The following is a 16,168-nucleotide window of genomic DNA, read 5'->3' on the forward strand; positions in this document are numbered from 1 at the left end:
CAGTCAGTTCGCCACGATCGCGATCGCCTGTCCCTCGGCAACGACGTCGTCGAGCTTCACCAGAAGCGATGTGATCTCGCCGCTCACAGGAGAAAGCACAGGGATCTCCATCTTCATCGCTTCGATCACCACAATCTCATCACCATCTGCAACGGTTCCTCCAACTTGCACGGGAGTTGCGCAGACGCGTCCGGCGATCTCCGTGACGATCTTAATTTCTGGCATGCCATCGCCTTTTTGTTGTGGTCGCAAAATGCCTGAGGTAGTTTCTTCTGCAAGCGGAATTTAATTCCGCACAGCGGAACAAGCGGTAGGGATCATGGGACGACGTTCAGAGCGGTTGAGTAGACAAGGTGCGCTCGCCGGCGATGCCGGTGAGGGTGATGTCATCCAGGTGGTGTCGCGCGCGTTCGACGTGTTGCGATGCTTCGAGGGCCACGATAGCAGGCTCGGCAATCTCGAGATTTCAAATCGCTGCGGCCTGCCGCGCTCGACGGTGTCGCGGCTCACGCACACGCTGACGCGGATGGGGCAACTGGTCTATCTGCCGCGCGATCAAAAATATCGCATCGGACCGAGCGCGGTGGCGATGAGCGCCTCGATGATGAAGGGCGCGCAGCTGCGCAGCATGATCCGCCAGCGGCTCCAGGAAGTCGCCGAGCAATTGCCCGGCACCGTCGGCTTCGTGGTCCCCGATCGCTTCCATCTGGTCTATCTCCAGTTCGCGCGCTCGGCCTCGGCGCTCGGCCTGCACGAGGGCACCGGCAGCCGCATCTCGATGGCCTCGACCGCTGCGGGCGCAGCCTATACCGCGGCATTGGCGCCCGAGGTCGGCGATGCCTTCATCGCGGATATGGAGCGGGAAGCTCCCGAGGCCGCGAAAATCCTGCGGCCCCGCATCGAGGCCAACCGGCAATCGCTGCATGAGCGCGGCTATGTCGTGGCCTGCGGCCTGTGGAGCCCGCATATCAACGGGCTAGCGGTGCCGATCTGGTCGCCGCAATACCAGACCTTCGTGGTGATCACGATCGGTCTTCTGTCGTCGATGTACGACGAAGAGCGTCTGCATGCCGAGGTCGCCCCGCTGATGGTCGCGCTCGGCCGCTCGCTCGGCAGCCTGATGGACGGCGCGGAGGGCGACGTCTTCAACGCCCGCATCCCGCGTAAACCGGTCGCCATGGCCGTGCACAACAATAACAAGCCGATCAATTCGGAGGGAGTGAATGAACTGGAAGTCGGAACTCGACGAGCTCGCCCGGCGCGAAGCCTTCGCGCGGGAGATGGGCGGCGTTGACAAGGTCAAGCGTCAGCATGACCAGGGCCGACTGACTGTTCGGGAACGTATCGACAGACTGACCGACAAAGGCAGCTTTCACGAGATCGGCGCCGTCTCCGGCGTCGGCGAGTACGATTCCAGCGGCGAGCTGCAGAAATTGACGCCGGCGAACTGCGTGTTCGGTCGCGCGCGCGTCGAAGGCCGCACCGTCGTCGTGGTCGGCGACGATTTCACCGTGCGCGGCGGCTCGGCGGACGCGTCCATCTCCGCAAAACCGCTGATGGCGGAGGAGATGGCGCATGATCTCCGCCTGCCCATCGTCCGCATCATCGAAGGCTCGGGCGGCGGCGGCTCGGTCAAGACCATCGAGACCAAGGGCGCGGCGAACTTGCCGGGCGGCATCGGCGGCACACGCTGGTATCGCTTCACCACGGAGAATTTGTCGCGCGTGCCCGTGGTCGCGCTCGGCCTCGGCTCGGTCGCAGGGCTCGGCGCCGCGCGTCTTGCCGCCAGCCACTATTCCATCATGACCCGGAAGTCCGCGATGTTCGTCGCAGGTCCGCCGGTGGTGAAGGCGCTGGGGCAGGACCTCTCGAAGGAAGAGCTCGGCGGCGCCGACATCCAGACCCGCGCCGGCGCGGTCGATCATGCCGTCGACACCGAGGAGGAGGCCTTCGCCTGCGCGCGGCGATTCCTGTCCTATCTGCCGTCGTCGGTTGACGGGCTGCCGCCGACCTTGCCCTGCACCGACAATCCGGAGCGCACCGAAGAGGCGCTGATGAACGCAGTGCCGCGTAACCGCAAGCAGGTCTACAAGATACGGCCGATCGTCGAGCAGGTCGTGGACAAGGGCTCGTTCTTCGAGGTCGCCAAGAATTTCGGCAAGCCGATCATTGTCGGCCTCGCGCGGCTCGAGGGCAGGGCGGTGATGGTGCTTGCCAGCGACAGCTTTCACTATGGCGGCTCCTGGACGGCCGATGCCTGCCAGAAGGTGGTGCGCTGGGTCGACTTCGCCGAGACCTTCCATTTGCCGATCGTCTATCTCATGGACTGCCCCGGCTTCATGATCGGCCTCGATGCGGAGAAGGCGGGCACCATCCGCCATGGCGTTCGCGCCATGGCGGCGGTCAACCAGACCACGGTGCCCTGGTGCACGGTGATCCTGCGCAACGCCTTCGGCGTCGCCGGCGTGGTGCATCAGCCGGCCGACCGCTTCTCGATCCGCTACGCCTGGCCGTCGGCCTATTGGGGCTCGCTCCCGCTCGAAGGCGGCATCGAAGCCGCTTACCGCGCGGATATCGACGCGGCCGAGGACAAGGCGGAGAAACTGAAAGAGATCGAGGACCGCCTCAACAAACTGCGCTCGCCATTCCGCTCCGCCGAAAAGTTCTGGGTCGAGGAGATCATCGATCCCAGGAAGACGCGGTCGCTGCTGTGCGAGTTTGCGCGGCTGGCGGAGCCATTGCGAAAGCCAGGGCCGCCGGGGAATTTCTCGATCAGGCCGTAGGGTCAGCCTGCCCTCAGCCCGATACAATCGGGCAAAATTGATCTAGCGCAAAGCCTCGCGCCTCATTGTCTGCAAGCCTCTCGCCGATAGCACGGGGAGGAACGCCATGACAAACGCCGGAAACGCGCTGCTTTGGACAGCCATCTTTTTCGGTCTGTCGTTCGCTGCGATTTTTGCCATTTGGTTCGCCGAGCGATTGCGGGCGAGCTTAACGAGCAAGCGGTAAAGCCCGCGAGCGTCGCGATCAGGCCATAGGCAAAGCCATCGGCGTCTGTGCTCGCGCTTTGCCGCGGCAGCGATGACGTGACCTCAAAACAATAACGCGCTACGCTTCCCGGGCAAGAACAAGAGGAAGCGCCAATCGTGTACGACTTCATTATCGTGGGCGGCGGCTCGGCGGGGTCCGTGCTGGCCCACCGGCTCTCCGCGAGGAGCGCCAACAAGGTCCTGCTCTGCGAGGCCGGACAGGACACGCCGCCCGGAGACGAGCCGGCCGAGATCAGGGACAGCTATCCGGGGACGGCCTATTTCGATCCGCGCTTTCACTGGACCGAGCTCAAGGTCACGACCCAGATCGTCAGCCACAACAATCCGAACGAAGGACGTCCGCCCTTACGCAAATACGAGCAGGCACGCGTGCTTGGCGGGGGCTCCTCGATCAACGGCCAGATGGCCAACCGCGGCGCGCCGACCGACTACGACGAATGGGAAGCGCGCGGCGCTGCGGGGTGGAGCTGGAACGATGTGCTGCCCTTCTTCAAGAAGGTCGAGCGCGACCTCGATTTCGACGGTCCCTACCACGGCAAGGACGGCCGCATTCCGGTCCGCCGAATCCCCAGGGAGCACTGGACGCGGCATTCGCAGGCGTTCGCGCAAGCCTTCCAGCAGGCCGGACATCAGTTCCTGCCCGACCAGAATGGCGAGTTCGTCGATGGGTTTTTCCCGGTGACGCACTCCAACCAGGCCGAGCAACGCGTCTCGGCTGCCATGGGCTATCTCGATCGCGACACGCGCAAGCGCGCCAACCTGACGATCTCCACCAACACGCAAGTCAGGGAGTTGCTGTTCGAAGGCACGCAATGCGTCGGCGTGAAGGCCGTGGTCGACGGCCGGGAGCAGGAATTCCGCGCCCGCGAGATCATTCTCTCGAGCGGCGCCATCCATTCGCCGGCGCATCTGTTGCGCGCCGGCATCGGCCCGGTCGGTCACCTCAAGGACATGGGCATTCCCGTGCTGATGGGGCTGCAGGGCGTCGGCCAGCGCCTGATGGATCACCCCTCGATCTCGCTGTCGTCCTTTGTCCGCCGCGGCGCGCGGATGAACGAGCACACCAGGCGCCACATGCAGCTTGGCCTGCGTTACTCGTCCGGGCTCGAAGGCGTACCGAAAGGCGACATGTTCGTCGTCCTGCTCAGCAAATCGGCCTGGCACGCGGTCGGTGAGCAGATCGGATCGCTGCTGACATTCGTCAACAAGACCTATTCCGAGACCGGACAGGTCAAGCTTGCCTCGCGCGACCCGGCGGTCGAGCCGATCGTCGAGTTCAACCTGTTGTCCGACCGGCGCGACCTCGATCGGCTGATGAGCGGTTTCCGCAAGATGGCGGCCGTGCAGATGAGCGACGTCGTCAGGGCCGTGACGGACAAGCCGTTCCCGGCCTCCTATACCGACCGCGTGCGCAAGATCGGCGTGGTCAACACAAAGAATCGGATTCTCACCAAGATCGCCGCGGCCCTGATGGACGGGCCGGCTGTGCTGCGCCACTACATGATCGACAATTTCGTGGTCGAGGGCTTCACCTTCGACGACGTCATCAACGATGACGAGGCGCTGGAAGCCTTCGTGCGCAAGGCGACCATCGGCGTGTGGCACGCCTCCTGCTCGTGCCGCATGGGCCGGGCCGACGATCCGATGGCGGTGGTCGATCCAGAGGGGCGCGTCAAGGGCGTGCAGGGCCTGCGCGTCGTCGATGCCTCGATCTTCCCGGTGGTGCCGTGCGCCAACACCAATTTTCCGGTCCTGATGTCGGCGGAGAAGATCGCGGCCGCGATGATGCAGTGAGCTCGCGCGGCTTTTCGGGGCCGCGAACTGCCTTGTCCACGCTGACCGTCTAGGACCGGAACGGTTCCGCGGCAGACAGTCTGGCGGACATGCGTCCGGAGGCGGAACTTGGAACCCGGCTTGGGCGTTCTTTGCCAGATTTCGCCTTACGGCTGAGACCGGGCCGCTGACCGCGCGTCCCATCTCGGGGCCGGAGCGCACTGTCGGCGATGGAACTTCACGGGGATTCAATGATCAATTCATCAAGCCGGGTGCAAGCCAGCGACCCCGGAGAGTTGCCCAGGATTTCGACCGGCAGTGACGGCCTCGACGATATCCTCTACGGCGGGCTCGATCCCAATCGCATGTACCTCTACGAGGGTCGGCCCGGCTCGGGCAAGACCACGATGGCGCTTCAATTCCTTCTCGAGGGCGCGCGCTGCGGTGAACGCGTACTCTATATCTCCTTGTCGGAAACCAAGCGCGAGCTGGCGCTGGTTGCGCAGCGGCACGGCTGGTCGCTGCAAGGCGTCGACATCTTCGAACTGGTGCCGCCGGAGACGACGCTCGATCCGGAGCGCGAGCTCACCGTCTTCCACCCCGCCGAAATGGAGCTGAGCGAAACCACGGGCCTGATATTCAAGGAGGTCGAACGGATCAATCCCGCGCGCGTGGTGCTGGACAGCCTGTCCGAGTTACGCCTCCTTGCGCAGAACCCGCTGCGGTACCGGCGCCAGGTTCTGGCCCTGAAGCACTTTTTCACCAACCGCAATTGCACGGTCATCCTCCTCGACGATCTCTCGTCCTCCCAGGACGATCTGCAACTCCATTCGATCGCGCATGGCGTCGTGATGCTCGAACAGCTCGCCATTGATTATGGCGCAGAGCGCCGGCGGCTTCGCGTGATCAAAATGCGCGGCATTCGATTTCGCGGCGGCTTCCACGATTTCACGATCGAAGCGGGAGGGGTACATATATTCCCCCGTCTGGTGGCGGCGGAACATCACACCGCGTTCACCGGTGAGTTGACGCCCAGCGGCAATGCGGAACTCGACCAGCTCCTGGGAGGAGGGCTCGAGCGCGGCACCAGTGCGCTGCTTTTGGGCGCCGCCGGTGTAGGCAAATCTTCTCTCGCGCTGACCTATGCGATCGCTGCGGCAGATCGCGGTGAGCATACGGTGTTCTTTGCCTTCGATGAAGGTCGCGGTACGGTGGAGGCCCGGGCTCGAACGCTGGGCCTGCCCCTTGAAAACCATCTGCAGTCGGGACTCATCCGATTTAAACAGATCGATCCCGCCGAGATGTCCCCCGGCGAATTCGCCGCCAATGTGCGCAACAGCGTCGAACAGGATAACGCCCGAATTGTTATCATCGACAGTCTGAACGGCTATCTCAACGCAATGCCGGATGAGCGATTTCTCATCCTCCAGATGCACGAGCTGCTGAGCTATCTCGGACAGAAAGGCGTGCTGACCGTCCTGATCCTCGCTCAGCATGGGCTGGTCGGTCCGATGGAAACGGCTCTCGATATCAGCTATTTGAGCGATGCCGTGCTCATGCTGCGCTATTTCGAAGTCGGCGGAACGGTGCGGCGTGCGCTCTCGGTCGTGAAGAAGCGCAGCGGCAATCATGAAAATTCCATCCGCGAGTTTCGTCTTGGCAGTGCGGGCATCACGGTAGGTCCTCCGCTGACCGGATTCAGCGGTATCTTTTCCGGGAATCCGCATTACTCGGGCACAGAGATGCCGGAAGGGCTGTCGGAATGAACGCCGACCGCGATCATTGCGTTCTCGTGTTTGCTCCGATCGGCCGCGATGGACCGGCATCGGTCGAGCTTTTCCGTAGTTCGAATCTCGCAGCGATCAATTGTCGGGGTCTGCCTGAACTGGTCAGCGAGATGTCGGCGGGCGTGGGCGCGGTCCTTCTCGCCGAGGAGGGTCTGTTCGGGAAGGATACCCAGCCGCTGGCACATTGGATCGAGCGGCAGCCGCCCTGGTCCGACCTGCCCTTTGTCATTCTCACCAGCCACCGGGAGCAGCCGGCGGTGGTTGCCTGGCGCCGCAGCATCGTCGAGACACTTCGCAACGTTTCGCTGCTTGAACGCCCGGTTCAGCCGATCACGCTGACGAGCGCAATTCAATCCGCAATGCGGGCCCGCCGGCGGCAATATGAAATTCGGACCTTGCTGCAGGCGCGCGAGCGGACGGCCCAGGAGCTCGAGAAGCTCGTGGTCGAGCGCACCCGTGCCCTCGAGGAGGCCAACAAGCATCTGCGGGCCGAAATGGAAGAGCGCGCCCGCGTCGAGGAGACCCTTCGTCAGGCCCAGAAGATCGAAGCCATCGGGCAATTGACCGGCGGAGTAGCGCACGACTTCAACAATCTGCTGATGGTGATCTCCGGTGGATTGGACATGCTCGACCGGCAGACCGATCCTGATCGGCGGCGGCGCCTGTTGGAAGGAATGGTTCAGGCGGCGCAGCGTGGTGCCGGCCTGACCAGGCAGCTTCTGGCTTTTTCACGGCGGCAGAAGCTCCGGCCCGAGGCCGTCGACATCCCGGCGCAGATCGGCGGCATGCGCGAATTGCTCGATCGGAGCCTGAGAGGCGACGTTCACGTCGAGTTCGATTTTCCGGAGGGGCTTTGGCCGGTGGAGGTCGATCCGGGAGAGCTCGAACTGGTCGTTCTCAACCTGGCGGTCAACGCCCGCGACGCGATGCCGAACGGCGGCACGATCGTTGTCCGTGGCGAGAACCTGGCCGGCCTGAACGAGAACGAGATCGCGGGCGATTACGTTCGTCTGTCCGTGGTCGACAGGGGCGTTGGAATGAGCCCCGAGATCCTGGCGCGGGTCTTCGAACCGTTCTTCACGACCAAGGATGTCGGGAAAGGCTCGGGCCTGGGGCTTGCCCAGGTTCACGGATTTGCGACGCAGTCACGCGGGATGGTTCGCATAAAATCGATCGTCGACGAGGGCACCAGCATCGAGCTCTACTTGCCGCGATCCAGGAATATCCCTTCGGGTGAACGGCATCTCATCGACCTGAACAGGGCTCGGCCCAAGAAGGCCAATCATGGCCGGGTTCTCCTCGTCGAAGACGACGACGAGGTCGCCGCGCTGGTCAGCGAGATGCTTGCGCAGCTCGGTTACCAGGTCACGCGCGCGGCCAGCGCTGCGGCGGCGCTCGGTGCCCTAGCGGACGGCCGCTCCGTCGATCTGGTGTTTTCCGATATCATGATGCCGGGCGGCATGAACGGTGTCGAGCTCGCGTCCGAGATCAAGAGACGGCGAAGCGACATTCCGGTCTTGCTGACGAGCGGATACGCCGAAGCCGCGGTTCGCGACGCCGAAACAGCCGGGATCCGGATCCTGTCGAAACCCTACCACATCGACGAGCTCGCCGCAGCGCTCAGTGCTGCAAAATCGGACTTTCGAATCAGAGCGGAAACCAAGCGCTCCGGGGCGTCGTGATGGGGGCTGTGGCATCGCCTCGACAAGCCGCACTCTATCGGGCGCTGCCGATTTGGCTAGTGAATGATCTGGTTTAGAAAAGCCTTCGCTCGTTCCGTGCGAGGATCTCGAAAGAATGTTTCCGGATCCGCTTCCTCGATGATGTTTCCGCGATCCATGAAGACCACTCGGTCGGCGACCTCCCGGGCAAATCCCATTTCGTGCGTCACGCACACCATCGTCATTCCCTCTTTCGCCAACTCGACCATGGTTTCCAGTACCTCCTTGACCATCTCGGGGTCGAGAGCCGATGTCGGTTCGTCGAACAGCATGATCTTGGGCTGCATGCACAGCGCTCGCGCGATGGCGACACGTTGCTGCTGACCGCCCGACAATTGCGCGGGATACTTGTCGGCCTGATCCTGAATGCGGACCTTCCGCAGCAGGCCGAGTGCGCGATCGCGCGCTTCAGACTGCGAAATCCCGCGAACCTTAATTGGAGCCAGCATGCAGTTTTCCGCGACGGTGAGGTGCGGAAATAGGTTGAAGCTTTGAAATACCATCCCGACTTCACAACGTACGCTGTTGATGTCGGCGATGCGGTTGGTCAGCTCGACACCATCGACGATGATCCTGCCTGCATCGTGCTTCTCGATATGGTTGATGCACCGGATAAGGGTGGACTTGCCGGAGCCTGATGGTCCGCAGAGCACGATCTTCTCGCCCTTGTCGACCTTGAGGGTGACGTCGTTCAGCGCGGTGAATGCGCCGAACCGCTTCGTCACGTTCTCGACGACGACGATCTCGGCGGGCCGTGTGGCATTGCGGACAGTCGCTTGAGGCATGTTCGTCTCCCAAATGCGGGGCCATTTGGTACCCCGATGGTCAGCGGGCAGCGGCAACAGCATATCGCTTGCGAAGGATGGCGACGCACTGGGACGCCGCAGAGCTGATGACGAGATAGGCTACTGCTATGACGAGGTACATTTCGACGAGGCGGCCGTTGAGCTGCGCGAGCTTGGAGGCCGCACCGAGAAGATCCGTCAACGACAGGACGTAGACGAGAGACGTGTCCTGAAACAGGATGATCGTCTGGCTCAGGATAATCGGACTTGCCACCCGCAGGACCTGCGGGAGGACAATCTGGCGGTAGGTGTCGTAGGTGGACAGCGCGAGGGCTTGGCAGGCCTCAAACTGGCCCTTGTTCACGGCGCGCAGTCCAACGCGGATGATCTCGGAATAGTAGGCCGCCTCAAACAAGCCGAAAGTGATGAAGGCGGTATAGGTGGCGCCGATCGGGATGGGGCGGCCGTTGCCGCTAAGGTGCCCGAGCACGATCGGCACCAGGAAGAAAAACCAGAATAGAACGAGGATCAGCGGGATCGATCGGATGATCGCGACGTAGCCGCGGATGATCTGGGCAACCACGGGAAGCTCGAAGTGCTGCGCCAGCGCAAGGCAGGTTCCGAGAATCATGCCGATGGCGAACGCGGCGGCCGTGAGCGACAGCGAGAACAGCAGGCCCGACCAGAGATAGGGCCATGATTGCGCGACGATCGAGAAATCGAGGGCGTTCATTTCGCGGCTCCCATCACGCCGGGCAAGGCGCCTTGCTCCACTTCGCCGGCGAGATCCTGGTCAGCCGGGAGCGTGGCGGGCGCGCTACCCGGAATCCGGACCGCTCTGTCGATCAGCGCCATGGCTTGATAGGCAATCAGTGCCAGACAGAGATAGACGATGGTCGCCGCGCCAAAGGCAGTGAATGTCTGGAACGTCGCTTCACTGATCTGGCGTGCCTGGGCGGTCAGCTCCATCAAACCGATCGTGAGTGCGACGGAGGTGTTCTTGTAGATGCCCATCACCTCGCTGGTGAGGCTCGGCACGATGAGGCGCAAGGCCTGCGGCACGATGACGTGTCGATAGGTGAGGTAACCGCTGAGGCCGAGGGCGTTGGCGGCTTCGAGCTGTCCTTTTGGGAGCGCCTCGATGCCGGCCCGGACCTGCTCGGCTATGCGGGAAGCCGTGTAGAGCCCGAGGCAAAGAAGTGCCGGGAAGAACGATGCCCATGGCGGCGGGATCTGCTTGATTGCATCTCCGATTGCGCTCGGCACCACCTCCGGGAAAACAAAATACCAGAGGAACATCTGCACAAGGACAGGGATGTTCCGGAATATCTCGACATAGAGCCGGGCCGATATCGCGAAGACGCGATTTTGCACCGTGCGGCCCACGCCGACGATCACCCCGATGCCGAAGGCGATCCACCAGCCGAAGAAGGCGAGAGCGAGTGTCCAACCGAGGCCCGACAGCAGCCAGTCGATATAGCGCTGGCCGTCCGCCGTCTGTTCAAAAAGCACTCCGAACATCGCGAGTCCTCAAAGTTGCAGGTGCGGACGAGGATGACCTGGCGAGACGATCGGCTCCGTCAGTCAGTCGACAGAATCGCTGGGATGCGCGATCCGGCCCATCAATTCGTCGGTGAGCGGAAATGCGAGATTCTCACCCTTGGGCGGGATCGGCTTGGTGAACCATTTTGCGTAGGTCTTCTCGAATTGGCCTGATGCCATTTGCTTGGAGAGAACGTCGTCGACGAGTGCCTTGAAGCCGGCATCGCCCTTCGTGAACATCAGCCCGTAGTAGATCTTCGCGTAACCCTCGGGAAGGAACAGGAGTGCGTCCGGATTCGGCGCCGCAGCCTTCAGCCCGGCGAGGAGAATATCGTCCTCCATGAAGGCGGCCGCACGGCCGGTGTTCAACATGAGGAACGATTCCGCATGGTCCTTGGCTTGGACGATGTTGAGGCCGAGCTGTTCCTTGGCGTTGACGCCCTGCGCGAAGCCGACCGCGTTGGAGCCCTGGGTGACGACGATCGTCTTGCCTTTCAGGTCGCCGGCGGTCTTGACGCCACTGGCGGCTTTGACCAGCCATCGCGGCTGGCTGACGAACGTGGCGACCGAAAACGAGACCTGTTCCTGCCGCTTCTTGTCATTCGCGGTGCCGCCGCATTCGATGTCGACGGTCCCGCTCTGGATCAGCGGTATCCGGTTCGACGAGTTCACCGGGGTGAAACTGACCTTGAGATTGGGCAATCTCAGCTCCTCCTTGACGCGATCGACGATCGCCGCGCAGAGATCGAGCGAGAAACCGACGGGCTTCTGGTCGGGCCCGAGGTACGAGAACGGTATTGAGGCCTCACGGTGACCGATCGTAATCGAACCGCTGGATTTGATCTTGTCCAGCGTCGGGCTATCCGCCGCCGCGGAGGGGCTTGCGTTGCTAACTAAGAGCGCCGGGAGAAGTCCCAATACCTGAACGAGCTGTTTCATGGTTTTTGTCATCCCATCGTTTGTCAAATTCAAGCTGCAACCGAAGGGCGTCCGAGCCCTCGCCGGCGAATGACGTCGATCAGGCGATCGATATCCGTCGCGGTGTTGAACATGCCGAGCGAGACGCGGATGCCGTCACGTTCGGGCGAAACCCGCACGCCGTTCTCCTCGAAATGCCCGAGCCAGTCCGCTGCGGGCAGGGCGATGACGTAGATGTGCGGAGCGCGGTGTTGTCGCTCGTGCGGGCCAACCAGGCGGACGTCCAATTCGTCCAGGCGCGCGATCAGGTGATCGCCGAGGTCGAAGCAGTGGTTCTGGATGTTCTGCACCCCGATCTGCTCGATCATGTCGAGGGAAGCACCCAGAGCATGGATCGCGGGCAGATTGAAATTGCCAAGTTCGAAGCGCCTGGCGGTCGCAGAGGGCGCCATTTTGTCGGGACACGCGATGAGGTCGCTGGGGATATCGGCGAGGCTCGCGGCCGCCATATAGGTCGGTTCCAGCTCTCGAAGGGATTTGTCCCAATAGAGAAGCCCGAGGCCTTGCGGAACGAGCAATCCCTTGTGGCTGCCGGAGCCGATGAAGCTGGCGCCGATCGCCTTCGCATCAACAGGTACGACGCCGATCGCCTGCATCACATCGACGACAAAGTAGAGCTTCTTCCTGGCGCACATCGCGCCGACGCTCTCGATGTCAAAGCGGTGACCGGCATGGAAGGTCACATGCGACATCGAGATTGCGCGCGTCTTGTCGTCAATGAAGGGAGCAAAGCTGTCGGCATCGACGATATCCGTCATCGGAATGAAGCGAATTTCGACGCCCTTCCGTTGCAGATTGAGGAACGCGTAGGCGTTGTTCGGATGATCGCCGTGGACCATCAGGACATTGTCACCGGCCTGGAGCGGCAATGCGTTTGCCGCGATGTTCATGCTTTCCGACGTGTTTTTCGTGAAGGCGATCTCATCGGCAGTCACGCCGAGAAAGCGAGCGACCTTGGCGCGGGTCTGCTCCACCCGGTCGAGCCAGACGCTCTTCGGGCCAGCCGTCTCGAAGCCCTCGCGAAGGAAGAGCTCGATCGCGGCTCTCACCGGGCGCGCGAGCGGCGTTTGAAATCCCGAGTCCAGATAAACCATCCGTTCAACGGCAGGGAATTCCTTCCTCACGGCGTCCACGTCGTAGTGACGAGACATACACATCTCCTGTTGAGCGCGCCGTCGGACTTGGCGGTCGGCCATGCGACGAAGCGACATTTCGAAACGGCGAGACCGCGCTGCACAAGTTCTAGTCAATCGCCGACAGCGCCAAGAATATGAGCTTTCCGGATTTGGACAAATGGAATTGTCGAATATCAATAGATTTTATTCCGAAAAATGATAATTATTGGATGCAGTGTATTTTGCTGCCAATCCCAACCGGTAGGGAAATGACGAAGCAAGTTGAGAGGGATGGACCCTTGGACCGCGCCCTCGCGATCGTTCGGCATGTGGCTGACCAACGCAAAGCCGTCTCAGCGGCAGAGATCGCCAAGGCTCTCTCGCTGCCTCTTCCAACGGCGCACAGGTTGATCGGAAATCTTGAAGGCCGCGGACTGCTTCAGAAGGCGTTGGGGACCAAGCGTTACGTTGTGGGTAATCAACTCGTCACGCTATCCGCGACTGTGATCGGAGCGGCCTTCCGCACAGCGCGGCGGCACGCGGTGCTTCGAGCGGTCGCGGCAGAAATCGGTGAACAATGCGAGATCGGCGTCGTGCGCGATAATTCCGTCGCCTATGTGGACAGCGTTCGCGTTTCGGAGCCGCAAGGTCTTCAGTTCAATCCGGGAGAAGCGGCGCCGCTACACTGCACGTCCACCGGAAAGATCTACATGAGCGGATTGCCCGAGCGGACGCGGGTGAAGCTGTGCCACGCACTCGCTCTGATCAAATTCACTGAAACGACGATTGTCGATGTCCACGCGCTAATGAAGGTGCTCGAAGAGACGCGGCAGCGCGGCTGGGCCAAAACGAACGAAGAGTACGTGAAAGGCGTGGTGGGGTGTGCCGTGCCCATCCTGTCCCCGGATCGAGAGCTGATCGCTTGCCTGGGCGTCTCCGTGCCGGTGGCACGCGTCAGCTTCGTCGAGTTGGACCGGTTCATAGGCCCGCTGCAAAAGGCTGCCGCTCTGCTGTCGGAGACCATTTTGCAGGTTGATGACGATGATGACGCAGATGCCCGACGATGACATCCTGCTCCTGTTTTGCCCGACGAGTCAAATCGTTTTCGGTAAAACGTAAGTCATTGATTTGCCACGCCCCGGCTACTGTGCATGGGGTTGTTTTCGCACTTTTTGTTTGAGCGCGCCCCGCGGGGCGCGTTGCTCACGCGCTTTCCGTCTCCCGGTGCACATCGTGCACCACCAGCCCCATGCCTTCGTCGGGCATCTTGATCCAGTCGCGGCGCTTGAGGGTGCGCTTGGTGTCTTCGTAGCCGGAGGTCCAGTGCTCGCGCATCGAGGTGCCCGAGAATTCGTGGTCCTTGGCGTCGCCTTCATAGGCCTTCTGCTGGTAGATCAGATGCAGGATCGCGATCTCCGGCATGTGGCGCAGGCTCGACTTGAGTTTGCGCTCCTCCTCGGAGAGCTGCTCGTCGGGCAGCTTCGCCAAGGCCTTGTAGAGCAGGACCTTGAGGTTGTGGGTGCGGCGGTAGACGTCGGTGTTGTGGCGGGTGCGCGAGGAATACATGATGTCCTTGTGGCGGGCCATCACGTCCTGGATCGAGCGCGGCAGCACGCCCCGCGCGCTGAACAGGTCGACCTGGAACACCAGCGAATTGAGCGCGTCCTCCTGGTCGAGCAGGTGCTGGAGCGGCGTATTGGAGACGATGCCGCCGTCCCAGAAATGATCGGTGCCGATCCGTACCATCGGCAGTGCCGGGGGCAGGGCGCCGGAAGCCATGATGTGCTCCGGCTCGATCTCGTCATGGGAATTGTCGAAATAGATGAAATTGCCGGAGAGCACGTTCACGGCGCCGACTGCGAAGCGAACCTTCTTCTCGTTGATGAGGTCGAAGTCGACGAGTTCGAGCAGGCTCTCCTTCAGCGGCATCGTGTCGTAATAGCTGGTGGCGGTCCGGGCTCCGACCGGGCTGAGCCATGGATTGACTTGATGCGGGCTGAAGAAGCCCGGCTGGCCCATCGCCGACGTCATCCAGGCGCTGGTGAGATTGCGCCACTGGCGAAAGATGTCGCCGTCAGGCGTGTAGTGCCAGATCTTGCGGTTGGTGATGCGCTCCCAGAAAATGCGCAGCGCCTCGAGCCGCTTCTCCGGCTTGTTGCCGGCGATGATGGCGGAGTTGATCGCGCCGATCGAGACGCCGCAGACCCAGTCGGGCTCGATGCCGGCCTCGTGCAGCGCCTGGTAGACGCCGGCCTGATAGGCGCCGAGCGCGCCGCCACCTTGCAGCACCAGCGCGACGCGGTCGCAGCGCTCGGGCCGCCAGCCTCGTGAAGAAGGCTGATGTGTCTGATATGTGCGGGCGTCCATGGTCGGTGCTCCCTGTTTCGCCAAACGATTGCGTCCGGCGGTGACGGCGTAATGACAATTCTGGCGCCGATGCATCGCTTGCATGCACCATGATCGCCTTGGGAATGGCTGCGGTCGTGCGGCTGACGGAAATCCTTCACATCGCAGTCAATGACGGCGGCTAGCACTCTGCATCGCCGCCTGACGCCGCCGGGTGGGCATCACGTGAGCGCCACGAGAGGAGAGACCAGCGATGCGCAGGGAAGATTTGCTGAGACTTCCGTCGATGCCGGCGGCCGGGCCGAGCTATCCGGCCGGGCCCTATCGCTTCGTCAACCGCGAATTCCTCGTCATCACCTACGAGACCGATCCGGACCTCATCCGCGCCGGCCTGCCTGAGCCGCTGGAGCCGATCGATCAGCCGATCGTGCATTACGAATGGATCAGGATGCCGGACTCGTCCGGCTTTGGCAGCTACACCGAATCCGGCCTCGTCATCCCCGCGCGCCTGCACGGCGAGGAGGTCAACTTCGTCTCGCAGATGTATCTGGACGATGATCCGCCGATCGCCGCCGGCCGCGAGATCTGGGGCTTTCCCAAGAAATACGCTCATCCCAAACTCGAGATCGTCAAGGACACGCTGACGGGCACGCTGGAATATGCCGGCCAGCTCGTCGCCATGGGCACGATGGGTTACAAGCACGAGAGCATGGCCGGCAACGGCGATCTCACCCGCGCCACGCTGTCGAAGACGCAGATCAATCTGAAGATGATCCCCGGCGTCGACGGTCGCCTCGAGGTCTGCCAGCTGGTCGCGATCAACCTCACCGACATCGTGCCGAAGGGCTCCTGGATGGGGCCCGGCCGGCTGCATCTGGTGCCGCATGTCAACGCGCCCGTCGCTGATTTCCCGGTCCGCCGCTGCCTCGGCGCGCATCATTACATCGCCGACCTGACGCTGCCGTTCGGCCGCGTCGTGCACGACTACATCAGGGAAGCCGAGGCGGCGGCCTCGACCGGGTTGGCGGCCGAGTAGGGCGTCATCATCAAACTGTAACAATGCCGTAATTG

The 16,168-nt window shown here is 62.3% G+C and carries 14 protein-coding genes; 7 read left to right on the plus strand and 7 right to left on the minus strand.

Annotated elements, in window-relative coordinates:
• Positions 1 to 3 precede the first annotated feature (3 nt).
• A complete protein-coding gene (locus BRA471DRAFT_RS16405) occupies positions 4 to 225 on the minus strand; it encodes an acetyl-CoA carboxylase biotin carboxyl carrier protein subunit (protein ID WP_007609062.1) in 222 nt (73 codons plus the stop codon).
• A gap of 94 nt (positions 226 to 319) precedes the next feature.
• Here BRA471DRAFT_RS16405 and BRA471DRAFT_RS16410 point away from each other — a divergent pair, with 94 nt between their 5' ends.
• The 5 genes from BRA471DRAFT_RS16410 (at position 320) to BRA471DRAFT_RS40360 (ending at position 8,292) form a co-directional block, all read left to right on the plus strand.
• Complete coding sequence (locus BRA471DRAFT_RS16410) at positions 320 to 1,294, plus strand: IclR family transcriptional regulator (RefSeq protein WP_007609063.1); 975 nt, start codon at positions 320 to 322, stop codon at positions 1,292 to 1,294.
• Positions 1,224 to 2,783 carry an acyl-CoA carboxylase subunit beta gene (locus BRA471DRAFT_RS16415; RefSeq protein ID WP_035974020.1) on the plus strand — a complete coding sequence of 520 codons (1,560 nt, stop codon included), beginning with the start codon at positions 1,224 to 1,226 and terminating at the stop codon, positions 2,781 to 2,783. Before BRA471DRAFT_RS16410 ends, BRA471DRAFT_RS16415 begins: the two co-directional genes overlap by 71 nt.
• A 363-nt stretch (positions 2,784 to 3,146) precedes the next feature.
• On the plus strand, positions 3,147 to 4,844 hold the full coding sequence (locus tag BRA471DRAFT_RS16420) for a GMC family oxidoreductase (protein ID WP_007609066.1): 1,698 nt from the start codon (positions 3,147 to 3,149) through the stop codon (positions 4,842 to 4,844).
• Between the two features lie 230 nt (positions 4,845 to 5,074).
• Complete coding sequence (locus tag BRA471DRAFT_RS16425; RefSeq protein ID WP_007609067.1) at positions 5,075 to 6,589, plus strand: ATPase domain-containing protein; 1,515 nt, start codon at positions 5,075 to 5,077, stop codon at positions 6,587 to 6,589.
• Positions 6,586 to 8,292 (plus strand): response regulator, encoded by a 1,707-nt coding sequence (locus BRA471DRAFT_RS40360; protein WP_007609068.1) that lies wholly within the window; start codon positions 6,586 to 6,588, stop codon positions 8,290 to 8,292. The genes BRA471DRAFT_RS16425 and BRA471DRAFT_RS40360 overlap by 4 nt, the downstream gene beginning before the upstream one ends.
• Positions 8,293 to 8,348: 56 nt before the next feature.
• On the opposite strand, the gene BRA471DRAFT_RS16435 is transcribed toward BRA471DRAFT_RS40360, so the two are convergent.
• From BRA471DRAFT_RS16435 to BRA471DRAFT_RS16455, 5 genes are all read right to left on the minus strand, one after another.
• Positions 8,349 to 9,116, minus strand: coding sequence for an amino acid ABC transporter ATP-binding protein (locus BRA471DRAFT_RS16435; protein WP_007609069.1), 768 nt, complete (start codon positions 9,114 to 9,116; stop codon positions 8,349 to 8,351).
• 40 nt (positions 9,117 to 9,156) lie between these two features.
• Positions 9,157 to 9,849 (minus strand): amino acid ABC transporter permease, encoded by a 693-nt coding sequence (locus BRA471DRAFT_RS16440; RefSeq protein WP_007609078.1) that lies wholly within the window; start codon positions 9,847 to 9,849, stop codon positions 9,157 to 9,159.
• Positions 9,846 to 10,637 carry an amino acid ABC transporter permease gene (locus BRA471DRAFT_RS16445; protein ID WP_007609079.1) on the minus strand — a complete coding sequence of 264 codons (792 nt, stop codon included), beginning with the start codon at positions 10,635 to 10,637 and terminating at the stop codon, positions 9,846 to 9,848. The genes BRA471DRAFT_RS16440 and BRA471DRAFT_RS16445 overlap by 4 nt, the downstream gene beginning before the upstream one ends.
• A gap of 63 nt (positions 10,638 to 10,700) precedes the next feature.
• On the minus strand, positions 10,701 to 11,597 hold the full coding sequence (locus BRA471DRAFT_RS16450) for an amino acid ABC transporter substrate-binding protein (protein WP_007609080.1): 897 nt from the start codon (positions 11,595 to 11,597) through the stop codon (positions 10,701 to 10,703).
• A gap of 29 nt (positions 11,598 to 11,626) precedes the next feature.
• Positions 11,627 to 12,787: an aminotransferase class V-fold PLP-dependent enzyme gene (locus BRA471DRAFT_RS16455; protein WP_007609081.1), complete on the minus strand. Its 1,161-nt coding sequence runs from the start codon at positions 12,785 to 12,787 to the stop codon at positions 11,627 to 11,629.
• 233 nt (positions 12,788 to 13,020) lie between these two features.
• On the opposite strand from BRA471DRAFT_RS16455, the gene BRA471DRAFT_RS16460 reads away from it, so the two are divergent.
• Positions 13,021 to 13,818: an IclR family transcriptional regulator gene (locus BRA471DRAFT_RS16460; RefSeq protein WP_035974022.1), complete on the plus strand. Its 798-nt coding sequence runs from the start codon at positions 13,021 to 13,023 to the stop codon at positions 13,816 to 13,818.
• Between the two features lie 136 nt (positions 13,819 to 13,954).
• Here BRA471DRAFT_RS16460 and BRA471DRAFT_RS16465 read toward each other — a convergent pair whose 3' ends face one another.
• Complete coding sequence (locus BRA471DRAFT_RS16465) at positions 13,955 to 15,118, minus strand: patatin-like phospholipase family protein (RefSeq protein ID WP_007609083.1); 1,164 nt, start codon at positions 15,116 to 15,118, stop codon at positions 13,955 to 13,957.
• Between the two features lie 232 nt (positions 15,119 to 15,350).
• Here BRA471DRAFT_RS16465 and BRA471DRAFT_RS16470 point away from each other — a divergent pair, with 232 nt between their 5' ends.
• A complete protein-coding gene (locus BRA471DRAFT_RS16470) occupies positions 15,351 to 16,133 on the plus strand; it encodes an acetoacetate decarboxylase (RefSeq protein WP_007609084.1) in 783 nt (260 codons plus the stop codon).
• Positions 16,134 to 16,168: the final 35 nt, after the last annotated feature.

The organism is Bradyrhizobium sp. WSM471 (assembly GCF_000244915.1).
Classification (GTDB): Bacteria; Pseudomonadota; Alphaproteobacteria; order Rhizobiales; family Xanthobacteraceae; genus Bradyrhizobium.